General features: G+C 53.7%; 17 protein-coding genes. 4 read left to right on the top strand and 13 right to left on the bottom strand.

The genetic code is table 11. The features are described 5' to 3' along the window. Positions 1-28: 28 nt before the first annotated feature. The 6 genes from QP996_RS00155 to QP996_RS00130 all read right to left on the bottom strand — a co-directional run bounded on the left by QP996_RS00155 (position 29) and on the right by QP996_RS00130 (position 8,436). On the bottom strand, positions 29-976 hold the full coding sequence (locus QP996_RS00155) for an NAD-dependent epimerase/dehydratase family protein (protein ID WP_284870597.1): 948 nt from the start codon (positions 974-976) through the stop codon (positions 29-31). A 42-nt stretch (positions 977-1,018) separates the two neighbouring features. Beyond that, positions 1,019-1,948, bottom strand: coding sequence for a UTP--glucose-1-phosphate uridylyltransferase (locus QP996_RS00150; RefSeq protein WP_284870596.1), 930 nt, complete (start codon positions 1,946-1,948; stop codon positions 1,019-1,021). 258 nt (positions 1,949-2,206) lie between these two features. Next, positions 2,207-4,375: a hypothetical protein gene (locus QP996_RS00145; protein ID WP_284870595.1), complete on the bottom strand. Its 2,169-nt coding sequence runs from the start codon at positions 4,373-4,375 to the stop codon at positions 2,207-2,209. A 122-nt stretch (positions 4,376-4,497) separates the two neighbouring features. Further along, entirely contained in the window at positions 4,498-5,562 is a 1,065-nt protein-coding gene (locus tag QP996_RS00140; protein WP_284870594.1) for a glycosyltransferase family 4 protein, read from the bottom strand. Positions 5,563-5,569: 7 nt separating this feature from the next. Beyond that, on the bottom strand, positions 5,570-6,247 hold the full coding sequence (locus QP996_RS00135; RefSeq protein ID WP_284870593.1) for a hypothetical protein: 678 nt from the start codon (positions 6,245-6,247) through the stop codon (positions 5,570-5,572). A 2-nt stretch (positions 6,248-6,249) separates the two neighbouring features. Beyond that, positions 6,250-8,436, bottom strand: a complete 2,187-nt coding sequence (locus QP996_RS00130; RefSeq protein WP_284870592.1) for a glycosyltransferase family 2 protein — start codon at positions 8,434-8,436, stop codon at positions 6,250-6,252. 583 nt (positions 8,437-9,019) lie between these two features. Between QP996_RS00130 and QP996_RS00125 the strand changes: the two genes are divergently transcribed. Both QP996_RS00125 and QP996_RS00120 read left to right on the top strand, forming a co-directional pair. Continuing rightward, complete coding sequence (locus QP996_RS00125; RefSeq protein ID WP_284870591.1) at positions 9,020-10,369, top strand: UDP-glucose dehydrogenase family protein; 1,350 nt, start codon at positions 9,020-9,022, stop codon at positions 10,367-10,369. 93 nt (positions 10,370-10,462) lie between these two features. Then, a complete protein-coding gene (locus tag QP996_RS00120; RefSeq protein ID WP_284870590.1) occupies positions 10,463-11,374 on the top strand; it encodes a hypothetical protein in 912 nt (303 codons plus the stop codon). A gap of 63 nt (positions 11,375-11,437) precedes the next feature. Here the strand turns inward: QP996_RS00120 and QP996_RS00115 are convergent, their stop codons facing one another. The 6 genes from QP996_RS00115 to QP996_RS00090 form a co-directional block, all read right to left on the bottom strand. After that, positions 11,438-12,625 carry a glycosyltransferase gene (locus tag QP996_RS00115; protein WP_284870589.1) on the bottom strand — a complete coding sequence of 396 codons (1,188 nt, stop codon included), beginning with the start codon at positions 12,623-12,625 and terminating at the stop codon, positions 11,438-11,440. 40 nt (positions 12,626-12,665) lie between these two features. Further along, on the bottom strand, positions 12,666-14,630 hold the full coding sequence (locus QP996_RS00110; protein WP_284870588.1) for a hypothetical protein: 1,965 nt from the start codon (positions 14,628-14,630) through the stop codon (positions 12,666-12,668). Then, positions 14,627-17,302 (bottom strand): glycosyltransferase family 2 protein, encoded by a 2,676-nt coding sequence (locus QP996_RS00105; RefSeq protein WP_284870587.1) that lies wholly within the window; start codon positions 17,300-17,302, stop codon positions 14,627-14,629. Before QP996_RS00105 ends, QP996_RS00110 begins: the two co-directional genes overlap by 4 nt. After that, positions 17,299-17,646, bottom strand: a complete 348-nt coding sequence (locus QP996_RS00100; protein WP_284870586.1) for a hypothetical protein — start codon at positions 17,644-17,646, stop codon at positions 17,299-17,301. Before QP996_RS00100 ends, QP996_RS00105 begins: the two co-directional genes overlap by 4 nt. Before the next feature lie 47 nt (positions 17,647-17,693). Further along, on the bottom strand, positions 17,694-19,052 hold the full coding sequence (locus QP996_RS00095; RefSeq protein WP_284870585.1) for a hypothetical protein: 1,359 nt from the start codon (positions 19,050-19,052) through the stop codon (positions 17,694-17,696). Between the two features lie 218 nt (positions 19,053-19,270). Next, positions 19,271-20,011 carry a DUF6270 domain-containing protein gene (locus QP996_RS00090; RefSeq protein ID WP_284870584.1) on the bottom strand — a complete coding sequence of 247 codons (741 nt, stop codon included), beginning with the start codon at positions 20,009-20,011 and terminating at the stop codon, positions 19,271-19,273. Between the two features lie 149 nt (positions 20,012-20,160). On the opposite strand from QP996_RS00090, the gene QP996_RS00085 reads away from it, so the two are divergent. Then, on the top strand, positions 20,161-21,024 hold the full coding sequence (locus tag QP996_RS00085; protein WP_284870583.1) for an ABC transporter permease: 864 nt from the start codon (positions 20,161-20,163) through the stop codon (positions 21,022-21,024). After that, positions 21,014-21,829 carry an ABC transporter ATP-binding protein gene (locus QP996_RS00080; RefSeq protein ID WP_230471924.1) on the top strand — a complete coding sequence of 272 codons (816 nt, stop codon included), beginning with the start codon at positions 21,014-21,016 and terminating at the stop codon, positions 21,827-21,829. Before QP996_RS00085 ends, QP996_RS00080 begins: the two co-directional genes overlap by 11 nt. Here the strand turns inward: QP996_RS00080 and QP996_RS00075 are convergent. Continuing rightward, positions 21,826-23,751, bottom strand: coding sequence for a glycosyltransferase family protein (locus QP996_RS00075; RefSeq protein ID WP_284870582.1), 1,926 nt, complete (start codon positions 23,749-23,751; stop codon positions 21,826-21,828). The two genes, QP996_RS00080 and QP996_RS00075, sit on opposite strands and share 4 nt — an antisense overlap. Between the last annotated feature and the right edge of the window lie 14 nt (positions 23,752-23,765).

The following is a 23,765-nucleotide window of genomic DNA, read 5'->3' as shown; positions in this document are numbered from 1 at the left end:
GCGCCAGTTTAGGCTGGCGCAAGCAGACCTATTTGCGACCCGGCTCGTTGCGGAAGTAATCCACGGTGCGGGCCACACCCTCATCCAGGGACACCAGCGGCGTCCACCCCAGCACACGCTCTGCTTTCTCGTAGCTCAGCGAAGAACGAGCGACATCGCCCAGACGAGCGGGCTCATCCCTCGGCTCATCCGGCGCGCCGACAGCCTTCGCTACCGCGGTGTGGAGCGCCCGGTCAGTTGTCTCCACACCCGTGCCGATGTTGAAGCGTTCACCGTCACCTGCCTCCGCGGAAGCGAGGTAAAAGGCGCGCGCCACATCCCCTACGTACACGTAGTCGCGGGTATTTGTGCCACCACCGAACACACAGGTTGGGTTACCGTCCAACAGGTTTCGAGAGAAGATCGCCACCACACCAGCCTCCCCGAACGGGTTCTGGCGCGGACCGTAGACGTTCGCGGGGGCGATGAAGCTCGTCTCTAGCCCGTAGAGCTGGCGGTACACATTCAGGTACAGCTCGCCGGCGACCTTCGACGCCGCATACGGCGACTTCGGGTCAACGTGCAACTGCTCCGTAGCCGGCAGCTGCTCCGGCTCACCGTAAATCGAACCACCAGAAGACGTGTGCACCACTCGACGCACCCCGGTACGCCGGGCAGCCTCCGCAAGCCGAATAGTCGCGGTGATATTCATCTCTGCATCAAGAAGCGGGTCCTCAACTGAGCGTCGCACATCAATCTGTGCAGCCAGGTGGAAAACCACCTCAGGTTCGACGCGACGGAAGATCGCTTCGAAATCTGCGTCGCGAATGTCTTGCTCGAGCAGTTCGACTTCACCGGATAAGAGGTGATCGGCAATGTTCTCGGTGCGCCCCGAGCTCAGATTGTCGATCACTGTGACTTGGTGCCCGTCTCCCACCAGCAGGTCCACAAGATGAGAACCGATGAACCCGGCACCGCCGGTGACAACCGCCCGCATTGAAAATCCTCCTGAGCTTTATTCGTCTGGTTGTTGCCGAGTTTAGTCCCGTGCCTTTGCGGCAACCTCGGGGTGTTCTGCCTCGAAGTCTGCGATGATCTTCTTCACCGCGGTATACAACGCCGGACCATACTTCTCATCCCGCAGACCGAAATCCACATTCGCCGGGATGTAGCCACCAGGGTTACCCAGATCGTGGCGCTTGCCCTCATGCACCACCACATGCACCGGATGACCCTCAGAGATCATCAACTCAATCGCATCAGTCAGCTGCAACTCCCCGCCCTTACCGGGCTCAATACGCCGCAGCGCATCAAAAATCCCGCGATCCAGCAGATACCTACCGGTAGCCACCAGCGTCGAGGGCGCATCCTCAACAGCAGGCTTTTCCACCATGCCGCGCACCTTGAGCACCTCAACGCCGTCGATCTCAGCCTGGGCATCCTCGACGTCAAACACGCCGTAGTTGAACACCTCCTCGCGCGAGACGTTAAACGCGCACAACACCGAACCACCCAACGCATTGCGCACAGCGACCATCTTGTCCATCACACCCGCCGGCAACACAAGATCATCCGGCAGCATCACAGCAACCGCGTCCTCGTCGTCGTCCAACGCCTCTTCCGCGCAACCGACAGCGTGGCCAAGCCCCAGCGGCTCGTCCTGGGTGACCGCCACAGCCGCAATCAAACCGTTGGCGCGCGCGACCTTGTCCGCCTGGGTCTGTTTGCCGCGGGCAACCATCAGCTCCTGCAAGTCCGAAAACTCGCCGAAGTGGCGCATGATCTCTTCCTTGTTCGGCGCGACCACCACAGCCAGGCGCTGCGCACCGCAAGCAGCAGCCTCCTCAGCAATCAGCTCAATGCCCGGGGTATCCACCACCGGCAGAAGCTCCTTCGGCACCGTCTTCGTCGCCGGCAAAAAACGAGTCCCCATACCCGCCGCCGGTACCACAACAGTTCTTAACGTCATTCTAAAGCTCGTCCATCTATCACTTAGAGACAACGCAACACCATCCGCTTTGAATCGAAGAGCGTCGTACTCAATGATTTCTTTTCGATCAGGTTAGCCTAGACACTATCGTGCTCTCTCAATTGATAAAGATGCATTCCTTACATCTTGCGTTTAGACAAAGTGCATCGCCATCAATCTTCCGAACGCAATCCGGTGTTCATTCGCGAAAGTGACGTTTATTGCCGTACCTTTTCAGCCCTTTCGCTTTAGCTATGATCAATCCACCATTTGATTTTTAAGATTTTTCTTACCTAGCAGGCGGAGCTTCGACAATTCCGCTCTGCGTTCATTCCAATCATCGGTTTCAATCAACACGCCGAGCATTGACTGGATCGAATCACCACTTAGAGGCACATGCCCATTGGCATAAAACGGGGTCATGAAGAAGAACTTATTCGCTTCATGGAGGGTCTCCACGAATGGCCAGAAGTAGTTTCTCACGAAGTTTTGGTCAAACGAATTCTGCACGTAATACACCTCTCCGCTGTGCACGCGGCTATAGACGTCGCGCAAATCGAGAATTAGCGAAGCAGGCAACTCCGATGGATCCTCTACATTCCACATCTTCTCGTGGTAAGACCTAAAGATTGGACGACCCGTTAGTCGGGTTGAAGGGTTAAAGACCAGGGACGTAGCATTTGAGAGCTTCGAGTGCTGAACAAGCGCTGCATAGCCACCTCCAGATCCACCAAGAAGGATCACTCGATTGCCATGGGCAAAATGCTGAATCAATTCGGCCAGATCATCTTGGAGTTTCGGTTGGAAACGGCTGCCGGCGTACCAGGCAACAGTCGTATCCCGGTCCAGCATCATGGTTGGATCCGATATCATCAGCACATTACAGTCGAGGCTCTTTGTAACCCCGGCGCCACTAAAGACAGGAACTCGCTCAGCAGCTCTGGTCGTCGCGGCGGAAAACGTCACTAACAGCGTGTTCGCTCCCGAATTTCGCCAGTCGACGAAAATCGGCAACCCATGCTCAATTCTGTATACGCCCGAGTCTAAGGTAGATGGATCAGTCTCTGAAAGTTCCGACAATGACACAAATGTGCTATTAACTCGCGAAGTGTCGATCCTTCTACGCTCAAGTTCAAGCCCCCCGCCGACTGCCACCTGCGTGTTTTCGATAGACGCATTGTCGCCGCCTTCGGATTGCTGACGCGAAAGTTCTGTTTCGCATTTCTTAGCCTCAGCCGGCGTCGAGTTTGCGCCCTTAGTCAAACCCTCTTCCTGCAATCGGTCGATCAAAAGCTTCCATTCTCCCGCTATACCGTCCATCGAGCTGGTGAGCGTGTTTTCGATCTCCACTTGAACCCTGCCGTCTAGGGTTGAGTTTCGCCGTGTTTCAAAACGGCCAGTCCGCCACGTTTTGGACACTCCTACAAAGTTCCCGCAAATCAGCTCACTACTATCGATCTTCTCAAACTGCGTGTTTCTAATGAGATGCACATTGAGCTGAGCAGAATCGTCCATTTCCTGGGTTTTGACCGCGTATTTCCCGTGCAGTTTCGACCGCTCATTTCTCACGTAGCCGTAGACGTTATGTGCTCGGATGTCTTCTTCACCGTACCCTGGCCGCAGCACGTTTAGAACATTAACCCTGGGAACCCCGATAGCTGGCTTTGGAGAATTCAAGAGGCGCTTAATTACACTGTCGCCTTTGCCGCTACCAATAATCTCATCGATGTCATTGACCAGAATGGAACGCGATTCACGAAGAGCAAAACGGCGGGCGTGCTCATAGTGCACCAATTGTCCATAATTCGAATCCCAAATCCCGTCTGGCCCCCCGGTAGGCCCAAATGGGCAGTTGGACGAGCAAACCATTACTCGATCAATGCCCGGAACCTGCTCTAGAGTTACCTGCAGGTCCTCGACACTGTATGACGCGCTCCCGTTGTCATACAGCAGGATTGCGTTGACCCCAGACACTAACGAGTGGTGAAGGGCCCAATAAGCAATCCACTCCAGGTCATTGTCTTTTTGCAGGGCTAACAGTACATCTTTGCCGGCAAAAAATGAAGATTGGTTTCCCGCAACGCGAGTAACCAATTGCCCGCCCAGCCCTTCAATCTCAAGTACTGATCCTTCATTGGCTTGTTCATGGAACGAATACGCCGCGCAGAGAGATCGCTGCTCGACGATTGGCGGTGCAATTTTCCTTCCATCCAGCCTGTAGCTTGCTTCAAGAATCTCTTTTTCAAGGTTAAGTGGTGGAGCACCTACTGCAACGAGCTCCCCCCGGTCGACAAATACGTCCGCGAAGACCATGTCGTAATCGAAGAGTTCGTCATAGTTGTCCTGCCGACTAGCTTTTGGCCGAGGGGGCTCCCTTCGCAGTTCGGAACCTTCAGGCAAATTCACCGGGGTTAATTCGTAACTCATGGAATTCATATTTAAGAAACCTCCTCGTAAACGGAGACCAGTCGGCCTTAGACTTGAAAAATGAATCTGCTTAACAGCTAGAAATCAATCAGAGACTCTTAGCCGCAACTTCCATCCGTGGCTTAACCACACTGCAGTATCGCTCGCATTTGATCATCCACAGCTGATTGGGAATTTCCTTTGCCAACGACCATTCTGGCAGTTTCTACAGCTTCGTCATAAGCTTCCGGATTCGCCAGTTCTTCCAAGCTTCTTTGTATCGGTTTTGGCGAGAATCGAAAGATTCCATGATCGCCGAAGTTGCTCCAAATTCCCGCGCGCAAATTGTTCCCAGTTTGAATGCCAACCGAGGCACGGGCACCAGTCCCGAGCAGAAGCGAACCAGATGCGAGCGCCCGCATGCCGGCCATGCCGGCAGCCACGGTTAAGTAGGCGCGATTCATCATCAGCGGAATTTCTGCGGGCTCAACCCAACCATGCATGGTGTGAGAAACGTTAGGGACAGACATCTCCAGCAAGTTATAGCGCTGGTCGAAGTAGTCCCGTAGCGGCCCATCACCGCACACGTTAATTTCCCATTGCACGTCAGGGTACAACGCAGCTAGAGAACGCACTGCCTCTTCCACCGAATCAATCTGCACAACTTTGTCCTTGGACAAGCGCGAAGCCGTGACGATGTGCCCCACGCCCCCCTCAAGTTTTTCATCGTGACTCAATATGGGCAGATCAAACACTTCGTCAGGCGCAGCATTAGGCAAGTTGGTCACTTTCCACGGAGCCACACGACCGAATTGCTGAACGAAATGCACTAGGGAAGGGCTCGCTGCTACAAACGCGTCTACCTGGTCCGACCACTCGTACATATAGTCGTGGTAGGCACCGTGCACCATCACAACATGTTCTTTCTTCGCTTGCTCATTCGCCAGCAAGCCGAACTGCCTGCCTGCTGGTGCATGCGAGAAAATGAGATCGAAATTAGCTTCCTCCCCTACCGATCGCGCAACAGGTTCCCAACCCTTGCGCCAGTTCACAACACGGAAAGAGGCACCTGTAGCCTCAGCTCTCTCTTTAAAGACCACGCCACTGCCGACAAACGTGACTTCGTGCCCCGCTTGAATGAGCGCCGACGCCGCATCCACGGTCCATTCGTGCACGCCTCCCCATTCGGCAACGGTGCGAACGGGCATGAGAATCCTACGCTTGGCCATCTTGTAACATCCCTTCCATCTCGTGCCCGTCAACGAATAGAAGACGCACACCGATCGCAGCGCACAGCTCCTGCATCATGGCGGTAGAGAACAGGCCTTCCTCATCGCCAGATTCCTCGACGATTAAGGTCGAAGATTTCCAATCGCCTGCCAGCAAAAGACCAAGCGCAACCCTAAACGCGGTCGGGCTCAGCCTCGTCTCGTCGAACGCCGAGACGTTCGCCGCGACGACAACCCTATCTACGGAAAAGAGCTTTCCAGTCCAGCGTGCGCTGTCTAGGTACTGCACAAGAACATTGCGTCCTTTGCCATCTGGCTGAACTGCCACCTTGCCTTCTCGGTATTCCCCTACCAGCAGCTGCGTGTGGCTTTCCGGCGTCACCGATAACAAGGGGTCCACAGTGAGTTGAGGTGAATGCTCCCCCAGAACACGCCGTAGCGTGCGATCAAGTTGCGTAGTCGCAGGAGGCACAGTCAGCACGCCACTCTCCTCGGAAATTTGAAACAGAATCATCGCGGCCAAGAGAGCATTCGACGGTTGTGCATCGAGAAGCGTGACGTCCGCTAGAAATTCACGAGGGAAGCTAACAATGTCGCCTGCAGTCTCAGCCTCCTGGCGAAGGGAAAATTTTCCGTTCAGTTCGTTCTCAAAAACAATGCGCATATCTACTCCCCGGCCAAACCGGAATCGTCTTCCGAATCAACCACTGCAGCGTGGAATTGCTCCAGTCGCAGTGCTGGAACGAATTCGTGTGGATCTTCGTCCATCAATAGCACGTCGGCACTATCGCAACGTTCAGTCAACGTATCCATAGCCTGGATGGCAAGGGGCAGTGAAGAGTACCCGAGAAGATACGCGGTCGTGTTGACACCGAATTGACCTGTGCAGATGACCCTTCGGACGACCTGTGGGTTCCCCTCGACCAAATCGTCCTCAGACCCCTTCAAACCGTCTTCAAAGAAGACCAGTACAAAATGCAGCTTCGATTCTTCAGCGATTTGGATCCTCGTAACCGTCGCATCAATACGGTTCATCACCATATCCCGTACGCGCGAGCGAATCGCACCCTCATCGGTGATGGCATTGTCATCACCCTCGGGAGCTTTCCCTTCCTCGTCATTCCGAAGATGCGATTTCACCGTGAAATCCGCCACGCCGAGCTGGCGGAACGCGACGAAGTCCTCAAACTTCACATCTTCAATCGAACCTTCTTCCACAACGGCCTTCCCGGTGAGAAGGTCCCGCTCAGTCAGGATCGTTGAAACTCGATGCGGCGTGTCAGCCACCCGTGACTTGGTAACCGTATTGCCGCTGAAGACGATGTCACGCTTTACCAAGTGGTCCGGTAGGTACCCCGCAAAAAGCGGGCTAAGGGGCTTCGACCCCGGCGTTTTGGGGTATGGAAGACCGCGCCCAAGCTCCGCCATAGCTTCAAACCCTCGGGATGATGTCAGGAACCTATTGGCGAGCTTCGAAAGGGTATGCCCAGCCTTCTGGTTATCTGTATCCTGCGCCGTGATCTGGAGGTCATGCACCCTGCGGAGATACATGAATTTCTCCACGTGCTGCCAGCGGACGCCAGCGTTCATCAGGCGCGAAGCCAGTTCGTGGTCGACCGACGAAGTCAGACGCTCGTCGTACTTAAACTTTTGGACCAGTCGAGTGGGCACGGTCCAAGTGCTATGTCCGGGGCCCGCGCCATTGAAGGCAATCATGTTTTCACTAAAGCCAGTCTTGGTAAGAAAGCCCCGCATCTCACCTGTCTCATGGTCAAAGTTGATCCAGCTACCATAAGTAGCGTCAACTTCGCTGCTCAACGGCCGAAGGCCGTCGAGCAGACGGTCCGGAAGCATAATGTCGTCATCGTCGTGCACTGCGGTGTATAGACAACGCGAGTACTTTGCAGCAGTGTTTCTCGCTGCGGCAACCCCACGGCTCTCTGTGTGCTCGTAAAACTTGATTCTCGGATCGTCCAAATCTTCAACGGACCGCTTCACTGTTGCTTGATCCGCCGACCCATCGTCTACGACGATGATTTCAAACTCCTGAAAGCTTTGATAGCGAACCGAGTTAATGCTCTCGATCAGCATCGGTCCTCGGTCCTTCGTCGCGATGGCGACCGTGATCAACGGCTTTCGTTGTTCAGCCGGAACCGACCAAGACTCTAAGTTCCTGAAGATGGTCAGATCTTGAAGGACCGCGCGTTTAATTTCCGCTTCATTGTTGAGCTTTTCCGGTGCTTCGCAGCTCACGGCAACTGGCCCATCGTCGAGCGATGACGCTTCAACCATTAAGCCACAGCGACGTTGCCTCAACAGGAAGTCAAACCCCAGCGCACCACTGACCTCGTCACGTTCGTCGTAGCCACGCATTTCCAGGAAATGATCTCTCCCGATGATGAACGCTGACCCTAAAGCATCGTCAGCAATAGGCAGTGTGTTTGAGAGTGCAACAGACTGGCCTGCGTGAGTCGAATGCGAGACGCGTCTTGCTACAGAGCGGACGGTTCTCGGCGTTCGTAGTTCGTGCCAGTCATCACCGTACTCCCCGGTGATCCAATACGGCGCCTCCAGCAGCAGAAGTGACTCTCCAGAAGCCGTGGCAGCAGTTTGGTTCAGTCTCTGCGCATCATTAAGCGGCTCCGCGAGGTACTCGAACCTAAAAAATTCGTCTGCGAAAGAGAATATTAGCGATGGGTCCAAATCAGACGCTTCGGTTAAGGTGAGGCGACACTCGGAAACTCCCGGGATCTGACGGAAGTGGTCGATATAGGAACTCCACGTGTCGCTATCGCTAGGAAGCGAATGCAGAATTACCGAGACACTCATTTGCTGCCAATCCTCCTTGTCCACACTCTGTCATTGTCGGAAGATTTAACGCACACATAAACACGCCTTTGCATGTCTCTCGCTGCATCAGCACTCTTGTTCTTCCAAGGGCGAATCTCCACTCGCGCGCTCGCCGCCGGAAGCCGCAAGTGAATTGGCTTAACCGCATCGCTACCAAGCTGGCCTAAGCTCGGCTTCAGGTATCGGAAGTAGCCACCAAGGCCGTCAGAATAGGCCGCATCGATCGCGGAGCTAGGTAGCTCACAACCCTTATCGTCAAAAAAGCTGAAAGCGACCGCGAATTCGCGATCTCCAAAAGATAACTCCTCATCGAGGATAAGTGTCATCTCGTCGAACTGACTCAGAAAAGCCAGGTTTGGTTTTGCGCCTAGCATCTTTGAATAACTTTCTGTTATCGCAACGTCGGCTACGACCTAATTCGCAGCCAGGTTTCATTGAAAAGGTAGTCTATTAGCAGTTCTTTTGCTGCACTACCCTCCCCCATTCAACGCCCGCTGCACTGAAGCCGACGCTGACAATGGCCAAAGACCGCACTGTTTTCGCACAAGTGATTCCTGATGTCACCCTAGTTGTAGACTTGATTGCTATGCGGATGACTGTGATTGGCACTGGTTACCTCGGGGCGACGCACGCGGCGTGCATGGCTGAACTAGGCCACGAGGTGCTGGGCGTAGACGTTGACGAAACCAAGATCGAGGCACTGAAGAACTCCAAAGTGCCGTTCTACGAGCCGGGCCTGCCCGAGGTGCTCGAGCGCAACATCGAGGCAGGGCGCCTTAGCTTTACGACGAGCTACGCCGAAGCCGCCGCCTTCGCCAACGTGCACTTCATCGGGGTCGGCACCCCGCAGCAGCGCGGCTCCTACGCTGCCGATACCCGATACGTCGAGGCCGTCATCGACGACCTGGTGCCCCAGCTCGAGGGCGAGCACCTGATCCTGGGTAAGTCCACTGTCCCGGTCGGCACCGCCGCCGCGCTGCAGGAGCGCGCCGACACACTCGCCGCCGAGCACGGAAACAAAGCCAGCGTCGAGATCGCGTGGAACCCGGAGTTCCTCCGCGAAGGCTACGCGGTCAAAGACACCATCGAGCCGGACCGCATCGTGCTCGGCCACCGCGCCGAGAACTCCCGAGCCGAGGAGATCGCCCGCGAGGTCTACGCCACCCCGCTGGAAAACGACACCCCGTTCATCGTGACGGATTTGCAGACTGCGGAGCTGGTGAAAGTCTCCGCAAACGCGTTTTTGGCCACAAAGATCTCGTTTATCAACGCCGTGTCCGAGGTCTGCGAGAACGTCGGCGCGGACGTGACCCAGCTTGCGGACGCCATCGGCTACGACGACCGCATCGGCCGCAAGTTCCTCGGCGCAGGTCTCGGCTTCGGCGGTGGGTGCCTGCCCAAGGACATCCGTGCGTTCATGGCGCGCGCCGGCGAAGTCGGCGCCGACCAGGCGCTGACCTTCCTCCGCGAGGTCGACGCGATTAACATGCGTCGCCGCCAGCGCGTGATCGACCTGGCGCGCGAGGAGCTCGGCAGCGTTATCGGCCGCAACATCACCGTGCTCGGTGCCGCGTTCAAGCCGAACTCGGACGACGTGCGCGACTCGCCCGCGCTCGCCGTGGCCGGCCAGCTCAACCTTGCCGGCGCATCCGTGCGCGTCTACGACCCGCAGGGCATGGACAACGCCCGTAAGGTGTTTCCCACCCTCGACTACGCCGTCAGCCTCGAAGACGCCCTGCGCGGCGCGGAGCTGGTCATCCTCGCCACCGAATGGCAGGAGTTCAAGGAGATGGATCCGGTGTGGGCGGCGGAGCTCGTCGACAAGCAATTGCTTATCGACGGCCGCAACGTCCTCGGCATCAATCCCTGGCGCAATGCCGGGTGGAGAATCCACGCTTTGGGGCGGATGGCCGCTCCAGCATCCCGGAACTCCTAGTACAGACCTCGACATGGGCTTGGTTAGTATTGAGCACAAATCACCCCTCGATCTTTAGGTAGCTCAAGGCTGGCCACACTGAGAGAGCATTTAATGAGCGCATACCCACGTAACGCGAAACGCTACAAGGCAAACGTGTTTCAGCACGAAGGCATCACCGATTTCGGATCCAAAGCAGTCCGTAACGGGATCCACCAGATTGCTTACGGCAATGGCCTCCTAGAAATCTTCATTGAAGATCATTTTGCGGATACCACAATCGTGTTCTTTCACGGTTCTATCCCTGCGAAAAAGATCACGCTTCCTGTGTTCACCGGCATCAATGTGGGGCGCACAACTGGAGCAAACATAGTTCTTGTGTCGGACTCAACTCTCGAAACCGGCGCAAACCTTGCTTGGTACGCCGGTGACAGGAACCGTGCCCTACAAAAAGACCTACCGCTTGTGTTGGATGCCGTTTTTCGTTCAATGGCAAGCCACAGGCACGCAATCTTCTATGGAGGCTCCGGAGGCGGATTCGCTGCGCTCTTCTACGCCAGCTGTTTTGATGGGGCACTGCCGATTGCAGCCAATCCCCAGACATCGATAGCTAAGTATCTCGAGCCCGCTGTTCTGAACTTCACACGGCGCGCTTGGAAGTCCGATGCTCTCGAAGGGCTTCCAATCACCTGGAATCTGTGCGACTACTACTCGAACGTTTCACCCCGTCCCATTCTGTACTTGCAGGCAATGGGCGACTCTCATGTTGAGCTGCACCTTTCTCCTTTCCTTGAAAAGATTCCGGAAAGAGAGCAGATTCATGTTCTGAAGCTCTTTAATGGCAAAGGACACAACCCACCCTCTCGGGATCTCGTGGAGGAGTTGCTATTTAAGGCAGTCCGCGTGAGTGGGCAGTGGGACATGCTGTGGCCATCGTTGCAAACGGACAACGCAAGCACTGGTCCCGAACTTGTATATCAGCACGATGAATATCTGGGAAGCTTACGCACGGAGGAAGACCAATAGACTTACCCGGAGCCACGCAAAGTTTGTTTTTCGCTGGCTCCGGGAATCCTGGGTTGGTTCGATTTAGCGCACGGTGAGTTTAAACTCCCACTTTTTCAACACCTTTTCAGTGCCCCTATCGACCACTTCCAGCCGCAGGTTCCACACCGCTGAGTTGAAGGCACAGAGGAAATCAAATTCTCCGGTGCGGTCGTCTACCTCCACCGTCTTAAATAGCTTGTAATTTAGGCTGCTGCCCGCTACCGACAGATTTAACCGAGTACCGGGGGTGGCCACTCCCCTGAAACGCACTTTACCCTTCTTGACAGATGCCGGGGGAACTGCCGGATCCAGCAAGTAGAGGAACGGGGTCTTCGGATCGAAAATGGCGCTGTTGGTCTTAACGATTTCGCGTTTCAGCTTATCGATCTCAGAGAACAGCTCCCGCATTCGAGTGGTTTCGGGCATGGACCTACGCCACGTCAATCCCAACGTAGGCTTCGCTGTACGCTGGTACTCCTGCCATTCGTTCAACCCTGCGATATCCAGTGCAAACTCGTCTGCAAGCTGGTCTCCTACAGCGGACCAGTCCTGAATTCTCTGCTGGCGTTCCTCGTAGGATCCGTCAGCTTGGCGGTGAACCGTATAAAGGAAGTGCCTTCCCTTTCCAAGGACCGACTTTGACTGGTAACCGAAACGTTTTGCGTTGAAGAGTGCCTTCGTGTGGTTGTGCCAGATAACCCGGCGGACTTCAGCGAGGGTTCCGTAATAGTAGGTGTTGCTGGTCTGATTCGGAGACGTCCAATCACCGTACGCGGCGCCGGGCGCATCAAAAATGTATCCATCAGCCAGAGAAATCACTGCAGGATGTTCGTGATCTTCAATTGAGTTTAAGGCGGCAGTGAACGCATCGCGCGACACTGCGTCATCATCATCGATTCGAATGACGAGGGCCCGTTGATCATCACCTACAACCGACCGAACGGCATTCAAGCCGGCACGGTTCGCTTCAATCGAAGTCCTAACGAACTGCAAATGAATCTTTTCTTTGCCACCAGCTTCGTCAATTGAAGCTCGCAAAATTTCAAGCGCTTCAGTGGGCATGTCTTCATCAAGCAGCATGAACCAGTGAAACTCATATTCTTTAGCTGCCTGGAGCACGCTCGGCAGGGTTACTGACTTGAATAGACCAAGTCGAGGCACCCACCAGTCAAGATCGAAGATTCCAATTCCACACTTAGTAAGCGCGATTACAGGAACAGACTTATTCAACTTGGAACCTTTCTCTAAACAGACTGCAATTTGACGATTATCACGGTTGGTTTTGTGTGTTAGGCCAATCCGACCTGAGTTCCGGACTGGCGTCTCCTGTATCGTGGGGATATAGCTTACAGTCCTCGATCCGAAGTCGAGTTGCCCTCGACCAGGATTCCGCCCCCTTGACATTTTTCAGGAAGTTCAGCTCTACAATCACCTCATCTTCTGGCGAAATATTGTGGATCGAAAAGCTAACCGGAACACCTTTTTCCGCTCCATCAATGGTGAAACGCTGTTCCCCATTGATCTTGACGCCCCAGTTGAAATAGCCCTTCCCAGAAGCGCTGGCATAGGGCACCAAAACCCGGAAGAGTAGCGTCCCTGGCTCGGTTACTGGCGCAAACTTAATCTGCATCCCCGCACCGGAACCTACCTGGGACTGCGACAGCCTGGATTCACCCAGGGGCTGGAGTTCCTGCTGATTACCCCTGCCGTCGAATGTGGTAATTTTGCCGAGCATCCGGGATGCCGGAAAGCGCAAATCGCGCCAATCTCGGTAGAGCGTCTGCGATGAATTAACCGGGGGCCAATTAAGCTCGGGCGCATTCCTGTCGATCAGATCGCGGATAACGACCCCCTCGGTGAGCTCCTCTTCAGCAAACGAGCTCATCAAATCAAGGATCCGTCGATTAGAGGCAGGAATCCACGTATCGAACGCGGCATCGAGCTCGTTGTTGATCTCTCCGAGCCACTTGCCGTGTCTCAGCTCCCAGTAAATCATGAGCTGCTTGCCGTAACCATGAAGATTAGAGCTATACCCCAGGACTTTCATTCGTTTTTCAACATCATCCGGAAACTCACTCTGAGCGTTGGAAAGCCGCCGGTCAAACCCTGTACCGAGATGAACAATACGCGCAAGCTCGATGCCGTTTCCCCTAATGTTCAGCCAGCTTCCATTCGAAAACTTTTCGCGGTAGGAAGCAACCAAGTGCTGCCCATGCTCACCGTAGGTGTTTTTTTGGAGCAGTCCAGCTAATTCACTGCTGACCTCTGCCCGTTTCGCTACATCGAAAAAGGTGTGTTCCTTGAATCGCACCGATTCAAGGATGCTCCGGACAATGCGATCGTCCGCAAGCATTGTGCGCCGGTAAAAGGTACCTCCAGTGCGGCTATTTCCACGCGATGGCAGCCCGTAGGTATAACCATTAATCTTGTGCCAATATGGCTTTGCCATGGCGAGGACTAGTCGGCTATCTATTCCACCGCTGATCGAAAACGCAATGTTTGGGAATGCCTTGAAGTAGGTCTCTTGAGAGCTCCGCCAGATGCGTTCAATCTCGCGGTACTTTTCTTCTCTATCAACGCCCCAGAATCTGTTCTCTTCTCGCGGATAGAACCGAGAAATTTTGAATTCTGGCATTTCAAGGAAGAAATTAGGGAGGAGGTTGAAAACCCCTTTTAGGGGCGTGAAATCCGCAGCCCACTGTACTTCGCGAATGTCCCCACTAAATTCGTATTTTTCATACGCACCAACTTCCTCTATGAGATGCAGGTGCGAAGCCACTAATCGATCTTTCTCGCAGTAGAAGACCGTGCGCGCTCCGAGGGTGTCGTTATACACGTATGTATGCCCTGCAAGACACAGGATAATGACGTATCTGCCACTGAGGTATTCCAACTGCTCATGAAACTCATCTATGGAGGACTGCGCCGATTCAAGAAGGCACCGGGCAGCAGGGCCATCCTCGCATCCGGGTGAGGTCAGAGCCCAGTGCCCCCGAATCAAAAGGAAACTTTGGTCAAGACCTTCCACAAGCTCTTCTGCGACGATATTGTCGCTCCACCAATAGAGCCCGTTCGGAAGCTTTTGTTTAGTGAATTTTGCAACCGTTCCCAGGTCATTTTCTGACAGGAGGAATCCGCCGACATACGGATCGTGACGTCGCGAGATCGAACGTGGCTGCTCCTTTGTGGCCAAGGAAGCTATTTGAACGTTCAGATCATCATTCTCACTGCTCACTGGAAAGCTTCCCCTTCTGCTTCAGCCATCAAGCTTTGGAACTGCGGGTTCTCCGTAACACGCGGGCCGTACATTGAAGCAATCTCATAAATACGTGAAATACTCTCTGCGCGGTCCTCGCCAACAACATCTTTCAGCTTCACCAAGTACCACTTTTCCAGGAACGACATAAAGCGTGTGTCGGAGTAGTGGTCGATGAGCCCGATCTCCTTCAACCAGGATGATCGAGACTTCTCCAGTGGCAAGTATTTTCTATAGAACTTCGCCGAAATTGAGTTCACCGTCGAGTTGGCAACCTCCGCATAGTAGACGTGAACCGGAGTCGGTACGACTGCGATGTTTTCGGCGTAATACAGCATCTGCTGGAAAAAGTATGAGTCTTGCCCGACAGCGCCCTCCGGCTGCTCAATACCAGTGCTGCGGAGCCAGGCCGTATCAGCGATGAGAGCTTGAATACTCATCGGCTGATACTGGGCTGTTGCCAGTAAGTCGCGGTTGTTGCCGCCGAGGTGGTAAATCCCTTCTCCAGTTCGTTTGATTCCAGCTGATTTAAGAGACTTCTTGAGGTGCCAAGAATTGTTGATGACGCTACGAGTTCCCTTGAACTTCACCATGTTTCCAAGTGCGAACGAGAGTGGCTCAGAGCGCATTAACTCAAGAAGCTGGATGTAAGCATCTTCCACTTGTTCGTTGTCCGGATCTAAGTAAGTAACGAACTTTGTGCGCGCGAGCTCAAGGCCCTTATTTCGAGGGCGAGAAGCGCTACCCGATCCCCCCGGTGGGAACCGGAAAACTGAGACATTCTCGTAAACCTGCTCAAGCACAGCTAATGCATGAAGCGTTTCCTTGTCCGTCGACCCGTCATCGATCAGAAGAATTTCCGCCGTTGAGAATACCGAGCTCCTCCGCAGTGATTGGAAGCACTTGTGAATCAGGAATCGGCCGTTGTTGTAGACCGGCACAATTACTGTCAGATCCTTTGCCTCCGGCGAAGAAACTACTGTATTTGCAACCGCAGCGGTCCTCACTAAAATCGCCCGCTCAATGGGGGTGGTGTTAAAGGTCTCCCCCGGCTCCAGCCAAACAACCTGCAGGGCCGATCTCGGCCCCGGCACGACGAATTCATAGCAAGTCCGCGGGTCATCTACTGAGCAAAGCTCTACTGCGCTGGCGTCGCTGTAGCGGAAAGCGGCAACTGCGTCCGCAACCAAAAAAGGAGAATTGAGAGATAGGTTGTCAGCGAAGACGACGACATCGCCGCCTTCGCTGCCTTGTGTTTTTGCAAGCTCATCTCGTCTGACCCATTCGAAGTCGAAGTCTCCGTCCTGAGAAGCCACGAAGTCTGCGAAGTTTTCCTCATCATCAGCGACCACGAGAATGCGATGCTCAGTTTTGGTGTGCGACACCCCAACCACATCGAGGATTTGATCGACTCGTTCAAAGGCAGTGTCATTGAGGAATACGTCTCGGATTCCGCTTGCTCGCCCGTAGTGGAAATACGCCGTGCTCAAGTTATCAACGAACTGCTGAGCGTCTATCTCAGAATCGACGATTGCAACATACGGGTAAAGAGAATTCACTCCGTTGCTGTAGTTAGATAAAACGGTCGTACCGGTCGCCAGCAGCTCTACAACGCGATTGGCGAACATGGTTGAGCTAGCCGTAACTGAATTCAGGTTTACCCCAAAGGGGAGAAGCCGTTGAATGCGATGAACGTCTTCGTGCGAGATCGGTCTCCGCAGATGCGGAAGAAAGTCATCTGGGTAGTTATAGCGGGATAGATCGCTCTTGAAATCGCTCTGTTCCAAATCCGCATTGCGGTCGAAGATCGACAGGTCGAGGTGGGAATCCTGGACCCCCTTAAAGATTTTCTTTGCCGCTTGTGCACGAGATTTATATTTGTGCGCAAGCCACGATCCCGCAAAAACTACATCGTTACCGTCAAATCGCTCACTCCCAACGGGATTGGTTCGCTCGAAGTTGACCGCGAAGCGCAAGGCCTCGACCGGTGTTCCATCGCCCACCGCTTCCTGGTACTTGGGCACCATTTCTTCGGCGGACGTGAAGATGAAGTCCGCTTCCTTCGCAAGACCAAGGAACTTCGCAAAGTTTGGCGGGTCTTCCTTCGAATAAAAAACGATCGGGATGTCAAGCGACCGAGCAAGCGGAGCGGCCTTTTCGGAGAAAAGCCGACGCCCTTCAGAGTTCGCCCCACCGAACCCATGCCATTCGTCCTCCAGCCCTCTCCAAGCGGAAACCACAAGCAGGAGGTCCAACGTCGGAATCTCTTCGTCCAAGTTCTCTGGGGTCAGAGGCACGAAATCGGCCGCAACTCGAAGCGATTCGTAAAGAAATCTATCGGCGATGATGCCAATTCGAACGTTCCTACGCTTGTCCCAGCGCTGGTGGCTTATTGATGGCAGGGAATCAGCCTCAGCCAACATCTCGTCCAGTCGTTGCGAAAACTCGCTGTCATAAAAGTTCACGCGCTGTTCATAAGCGTCGCGAGAATTAGTGGGTTCAAAAAAAGCGTGCTTGCCCGACAGAGCATCGCGGTATGCCAGTGTGCGAGTGTACGAACGAAGGTCCCGGGACGCCGACTTGGTTGCTTCGGCTTTAGCTTCCAGCTCAGCCAGGCGATCTAACTGCTTTTGTACAGCCGCGTCCTTCACTTCTTTGCCTTCCTAAAAGTGCTTCTCATTGCCCAATACTTTTTCTTAATCTGCAAAACCCCCCGCGGTACGTCTTTGCCACGCAAAGAATCCGGTAGGAATGGCAAGCCAGCGCGCTCTTCATCGGGGACGCCGAGCTTCTTTTCTAGGACGCGGACTCGCTGTTTTAGTTCCGCAATCTTGCGATCTCGCTTTTGAATTCCGGCAAGGAGTTTTCTATCCCGATCAATCTCATAGAGCAGAGCGTCGCAGGTCTCCTCTAGTTCGACGGTCAATCGCCGAACTTGATCAGCTACGTCTTCAGATGATTCGAAATCATCGACCGGTCGTACTTGTTCTGCCACGCCGCTAATACTTCCTCTTTAACAGTCGGGGTTGGACACACTCAACGTTATTGCTGGTCAATTTTATCCAAAATGATCTTATAGACACGCTTACTCAGACGCTCCTCAAACGATTGCTCCAGCATCGGCACGAGAATCCTCCTCGTATTAAAAGGCAATATTACATCGGACGCCATTTCATACTCCGCGTAACCTCCGGCAGCCCACGAGCTCAACCGGCTCTCCCAATAGAAGAGATCAAATGGGTGGAAAGTCGCGCGCTCACTCATCTCAAGCTGAGTGAAATTAATGTATGAGTCCAGATAGCGAACCAATTCGGTGTTCTCTGCAAAGGACGACTGCGTGAACTTCGCAGCGAGGCCGCGTGCAGTCAGAAGCGACGGATCCCTCTCACGATAGAAAACCGTGCCTACCTCTGGCCCTAGCAAAATCGCCACCTGGCCGTCATGGTCAAGTTCGTTATAGAAGTTCTCCGCCAATGCGGGGAAGCGTGCCCACCCTGTAAACGTTTTTGCATAAGCTTTTCTGAAGCGACTGGATTTATCGGACGGTTTCAAATCCATTACCAAAAACCGCAAGTCAGAATCCACGGCTAGGCGGCTAGCCGCTATCAGGTCATTTCTGGAGTGGGATGGGTTCTTATCGAAGGAGTGGTAGGTGAATGCAATTGCATTCAATGCATGCAGTCGATCGAGGGTCGCTTTGAGAAACACTCGCGAGTCCCAGCCCGCGGTTAACCCGAAATAGAAAGGCTTTCTGCTATCTAATCCGAGCTCGAGTTGGCGGTTAAGCTCTTCCTCCACCTGACGTGCTGTTTCGAACGCGTCACGTCTCTTTGGTGAGTAGCCCTCCGAAGGAAAGAACCGGGAATGCTTCGCCTCGTTCTTATTCACCGTCAAGACACAGTTGGCTGTGATCATTGAGACCGCATCGTGCGGTGCCATTGCTCCGGGCAGCCACTTTCCAGCGGGGCTCTTGTAATCAGGGTGATTTAGAAACGAACGCGACCTGTCTGTAGCCACCACATCGATAGCGCGGGCGGTCAGGGTCGAATGTGACGATGCGACAAAACCACGCTCCGTTACGCCCCAGAAACATGACCGACTTGCGGTCGCATCTCCGTAGATTCTCATGGTCTCCCCGTTGACCATGAGAATTACAAACCTGCCTCCGAGCCACGTGACATACTCGTCCAATGCCCGAAATCCCGAGCCGCTGCTCGCCGCTTCTATGAGCCTGCGACAAATTTCGGAATGGTTACTCGAATGCAAATCTGAATCAATCGCTGTGCCGATGAGGATCGCAGACCACTCGAAATCGTCTGGTGCACAGATTTCTACGGGCAACCGCTCGTCATGCCAGAGATCGAGGTCACGGATGGAAAGATGTGCCCACCCGCTAGGCACAAAATGCGGCTCCTCACCTCTAGAAATGAGGTATCCCCTACCAAACGGTGTTACCTCATCATCGATTCTGCGAAATCGTGGAACCAAGGCAGCTCCTCGAGACGATCTACCACGTTGCCGGTACGCCGAAACCTTCGTTTTCACAGGTCTCACACGTCGGTATAACGACTCAAAAGGCCACCAAGTGGCGACGCACTTCAGAATGCTGCGAATGGGCATTATGCCAATTTCCCCATTATGGTTTCCCGGAAAACGTCATATACGCCTTCAGTGTAGTGAAACGGCGCAGGCCCCCACTTGTGATTGGAATCAGCGACTGTATCTTGCATCCGCAGAACCTCAAATCCGTTTGCCTCCGCAAAGTCCCAGTACCGCCGGTAGATCGCGTTATACGCACCAGCCTTGACTGCCTCAAACAATCCAACAGTCTCACCAGTTTCATCAACCAAAGCCCAGTCAGGAGCTAACAGTAGCGTCTTTTCAACTAGCCCGTTCCTTTGGAGCACGTCCTTGAACTGGAAGAATCGCTCCTTCCAGATTCGGAAGTGATCCTCTTCGCCGAAGTCGATATGGGGAACACCAGTGGTGATGCTGCTGTAGTTCTCCATCCGCCTGAACTCACCACTGTCTGTAACAAACGTGTCCACATCGAATTGCCAAGCGCCGAGCCGTTCAACATTCAAATCCCACAGCACCAAGTCGACTTCCGAATTTTCTTCGACATCACGAAATAGCGAGCCTGCAAGATCAGCTTCGAGCATTCGACGCTGAAATTGACTGCGCAGGTCAACTTTGGGAACCAGTTTCGTTGCATCAGTGCCGGCAGAGATGAAGGATTGACGTGCTACGTACCGCTTGAGCTCAAGGGACTTTCCTAGAAGAGGGTCGACCGTGTCGCGACTAACGCAGCCGCCAACAATGAGCAGACTGTATTTCGGTGATGTCACTTCTGTCCTCACGCACTAGAGCAAACTGGTTGAAATCGAAAAAGTTTGAATAATCCTACTAGCCCCCAACTCATTTCCCTCTTTTGGGACGATCGGCGAAAGAAGTCTAGATTATGGTCGTGAATTACAAGACCAACGCGAATTGTTAGCTGAGGAAAAACGTGAGTACGGTGCAACAAAATGTCATCGAGGTCGATGACACCTATTTGAGGAGACTTAGCGCCAGGCCAGGCCTAGGCAGATATCTCGCACAACTTTGGCAACGCCGCCATTTTATTTGGGCTGAGGCTAGGAACAAGGCTTTTTCACGAGGTAGAGACATGTACCTCGGGCGGGCGTGGATTGTGCTTCAACCGATTCTTGATTCCGCCGTTTACATCCTTGTCTTTGGTGTTGTCCTCAACATCTCAAAGAATATTGACCATTTCATTGGGTACTTGGTTATCGGTGTTATTTTCTTCAACTTCATCACTAGAGGTCTGAATTCTGGTGCTGGATTGATTCAAAGCTCGAAAGGAATGATCTCGTCATTCTCATTCCCGAAGGCGGCGCTCCCCATCTCACTGACTGTCAAGCAGCTGCTCGACAACGTCGCGCCAGCGATCGTCGGTCTTCTCATTGCGTTTTTGTACCACGGGCTGACGCCTAGCCCTGCGGTCCTTACGGTGCCCGTCTTTTTCCTTATGATCCACTTGTTCTCTCTAGGAGCAATGTTGATCGTCGCAAGAATTACGGCATTCATTCCCGATTTGAAAGCTCTGGTGTCTACTTTTACTCGCGGTTTGTTCTTCGTATCAGGCGTGTTCTTCGACATCCACCGATTCGATTCGAATGAGACCATTCAGTCCATCATGCTCGCAAATCCCGCCTACCAGTTCTTAACAGCGGTACGCGAGGCAACCATTTATCAAACCGTTCCTCCCCTCGGCCGGTGGCTCTATCTCGCTGCTTGGACATTTGGTCTACTCATTATCGGTTTGATCTTCTTCTGGGAAGCTGAAGAAAGGTATGCCCGTGTCCGGTAAACCAACCGTTGTTGTACGAGATTTGTCTAAAACCTACCGCCTGACGTCTTCGGGCTCGATCCGTGGACTCGGAAGGAAGACCACTTCTGTCGACGCCTTGAAGTCCGTTTCGTTCGTCTCCTACCGTGGCGAATCCGTCGGCATTTTAGGCAAGAACGGCTCAGGCAAATCTACCCTGCTTCGGATCATCGCCGGAAACGAGTCTCCTACGTCTGGACTCGTACGAGTATCTGCTGAGCCACGGCTCCTGGGCGTGTCAGCCGCCCTTCAAGGCGCTTTGACTGGAAGGGAAAACGTAAGACTCGGCTTGCTTGCCATGGGACTGCATCCTGACGAAGTTGCGCAACTAGAAGACTCCGTAATCGAATGGGCCGACTTAACGGATTCAATCGATCGGCCACTGCGTACTTATTCCTCAGGTATGTCTGCCCGTCTGAAGTTCTCCATCGCGACATCAGTGCGTGCCGAAATCTTGCTCGTGGATGAAGCTCTGTCCACAGGAGATTCAACCTTCACCTCAAAAGCTAAGAAACGAATGGATTCATTCCTCGAGGAATCTGGCACTGTTTTCCTTGTATCGCACGGAGCAAAGACGATTCAGGACAATTGTTCACGTGCGCTGTGGCTTCACGAAGGCGAAATCATCGCAGACGGCCCCGCCGAGTCGCTTACGAAGCGGTACAGAGTGTGGAGTAACCGAGCAGCCACCGGAAAGGACGACGAGGCTGAGAAAATCATTCGCGAAACAGCGGCTTCCTATACCCCTCCCACTATCCGTCTTTCCAGCGAAACTGCCTCCCGCTAACACTCGACGTTGAGTATGCCCGATCCGATCGCAATTACCCGGGCATTCGCAAAGATGACTTCGTCGTCGACTTCCCAAGTGTGCGCTACTGAAGGCGATCGCATCTGGACGAAGTTAAAGCGGTCCGCGGAATAGATGGTGTATCCGTTCTTGACCGCACCGTTGAGAAAACCCGTGTCTTCGCCCTTGGTGCGATCCGGAAACGCCAACCCTTCAGTTACCTGGCGGCGCCAGACTAGTGTCGGACCTGCCACAAAATCCGTGAAACACATTTCGTGGTCTGGATTCCTGAGTAAGAAACTGTCCGACTGCCCATGGTGCAAATACGATGCCCGCTTACCTACGATGTCGGCACCAGAGTACTCAAGTGCGTTGATCTGATCCCGCAGGTAGTTTTCAAAATAGAGGTCGTCGTCATCAAACTTGGCCATGAAGTCGCCTGTTGCCTCGGCCGCCAAGTGGTTCATACATTTACCGAGGGACCAAGACTTTGGCGCCTGAAAGACCTGTCCTGACACCCCCTCAGGAAACTGCGCTCTGACGGCGTCCGGTTGTTCGTCGATTCCATGAAGCATCATCATGAGCTCAACTTCGACATTACGTTGCCGCGCAACCTGTGAGAAGAGATGGCTCAACTGTTGCGGGCGGTTTGTCGAAGCCAGAATCGACACTTTCGGTCGAACATCGCTTTGCTCTTCAACTAATCCAATCGAATTAAGAAGAGTGAAGGCGCGATCGGTATAGGTGTGGTTCTCCCAAATCTTCCGTTGTGCCCTGTGGCTGATTCGATCCCTAACTTCTGGGGAATTGACGATGCGTCGAAGCAAATAGCTGCCTCCCTCCACATCGCGGATGATTGGGACCTCATCTTCGCTGAACATTTCATGTAAAGCGACACTGTCAGTTGAAACGACCACCGCACCGGACGCACCCGCTTCAAAAATACGACGGCTGCACATCGTAGGGCTTTGTGTGATCGTGTTGACGTTTAGAACAACCTTAAACCTCTTGAAGGCCGACAACATCTTGTTGTACGGCAACGCACCTTCTACATAGCGCTCGTATTCTGAGGGAAACTGGTATTTATCTTCTTTCCCTGCAAAGCGGGAAAAGACTACTAAACCGTCCTTAAGGCTTCGAGATGCTCGCACCGCAGCGTCTAAAACAAGTGCGATCTGTTGTTGGCGTGATTCAAATTTATGCGCAAAATACGTGCCGGCGAATGCGATGTCGCCCCGGCGTTCCTCCCCTGCTTTCAAAATCGGGTTATGAAGAACTGGCTGAGCAGCGAACGGTAGGACGCCGACTTTTACACTTGGCAAAGCGGCCTCATACTGCGGGACCAAGTTTGCGTCTGTCGTGAACACGAAATCGAAGAGTTCCGCCGTTTTGATGAAGTCGTCGAAGTGAGCCGGATCTTCCTTATTCCAGAAAACCGTCGGAATACCGCTAGCTTTGCAACAATCCACCAATTCCTTCAGAGCTGGAGACGGCGCGTTTTCTCCAGTCAGCTGATACCGCCACTTGCCTCCATTGCCATTCCACGCGGATTCGACGAAAAGTAGCTCGAATGGTCGCTCGCCGCTTTGTGCATTGAGTACAAAGGACTCGCCAGGATTCACTGGGCGCAGGTCAAACTCGTACCCCCACGCTCGTTCGGAAAACTCATCCAAAATCGATCCAACCGTTATTTTCTTAAAAGGTTTTCTCGGGTTGATCGCAGGAGTGATCTCTTCAACGTCAGACCACTCACCAAAAGACTTCGGGGCAATGCGTCGCGACAGAGCGAAGGCAGCCTTTTCTGCTGCTTTCCGCGCACCCTGCCTTCGCATGACATTCACGAAGCGCGACATGTCGTCGCCCACCGAACGCGCTTGTTCTCGAAAATTGACCATCGCGGTTACTCCTTTACGTTTTGGCATCTATCGTCTCATTC

Source organism: Corynebacterium sp. MSK008 (assembly GCF_030232585.1).
Classification (GTDB): domain Bacteria; phylum Actinomycetota; class Actinomycetes; order Mycobacteriales; family Mycobacteriaceae; genus Corynebacterium.
This window is presented reverse-complemented; position numbering and strand designations above follow the sequence as displayed.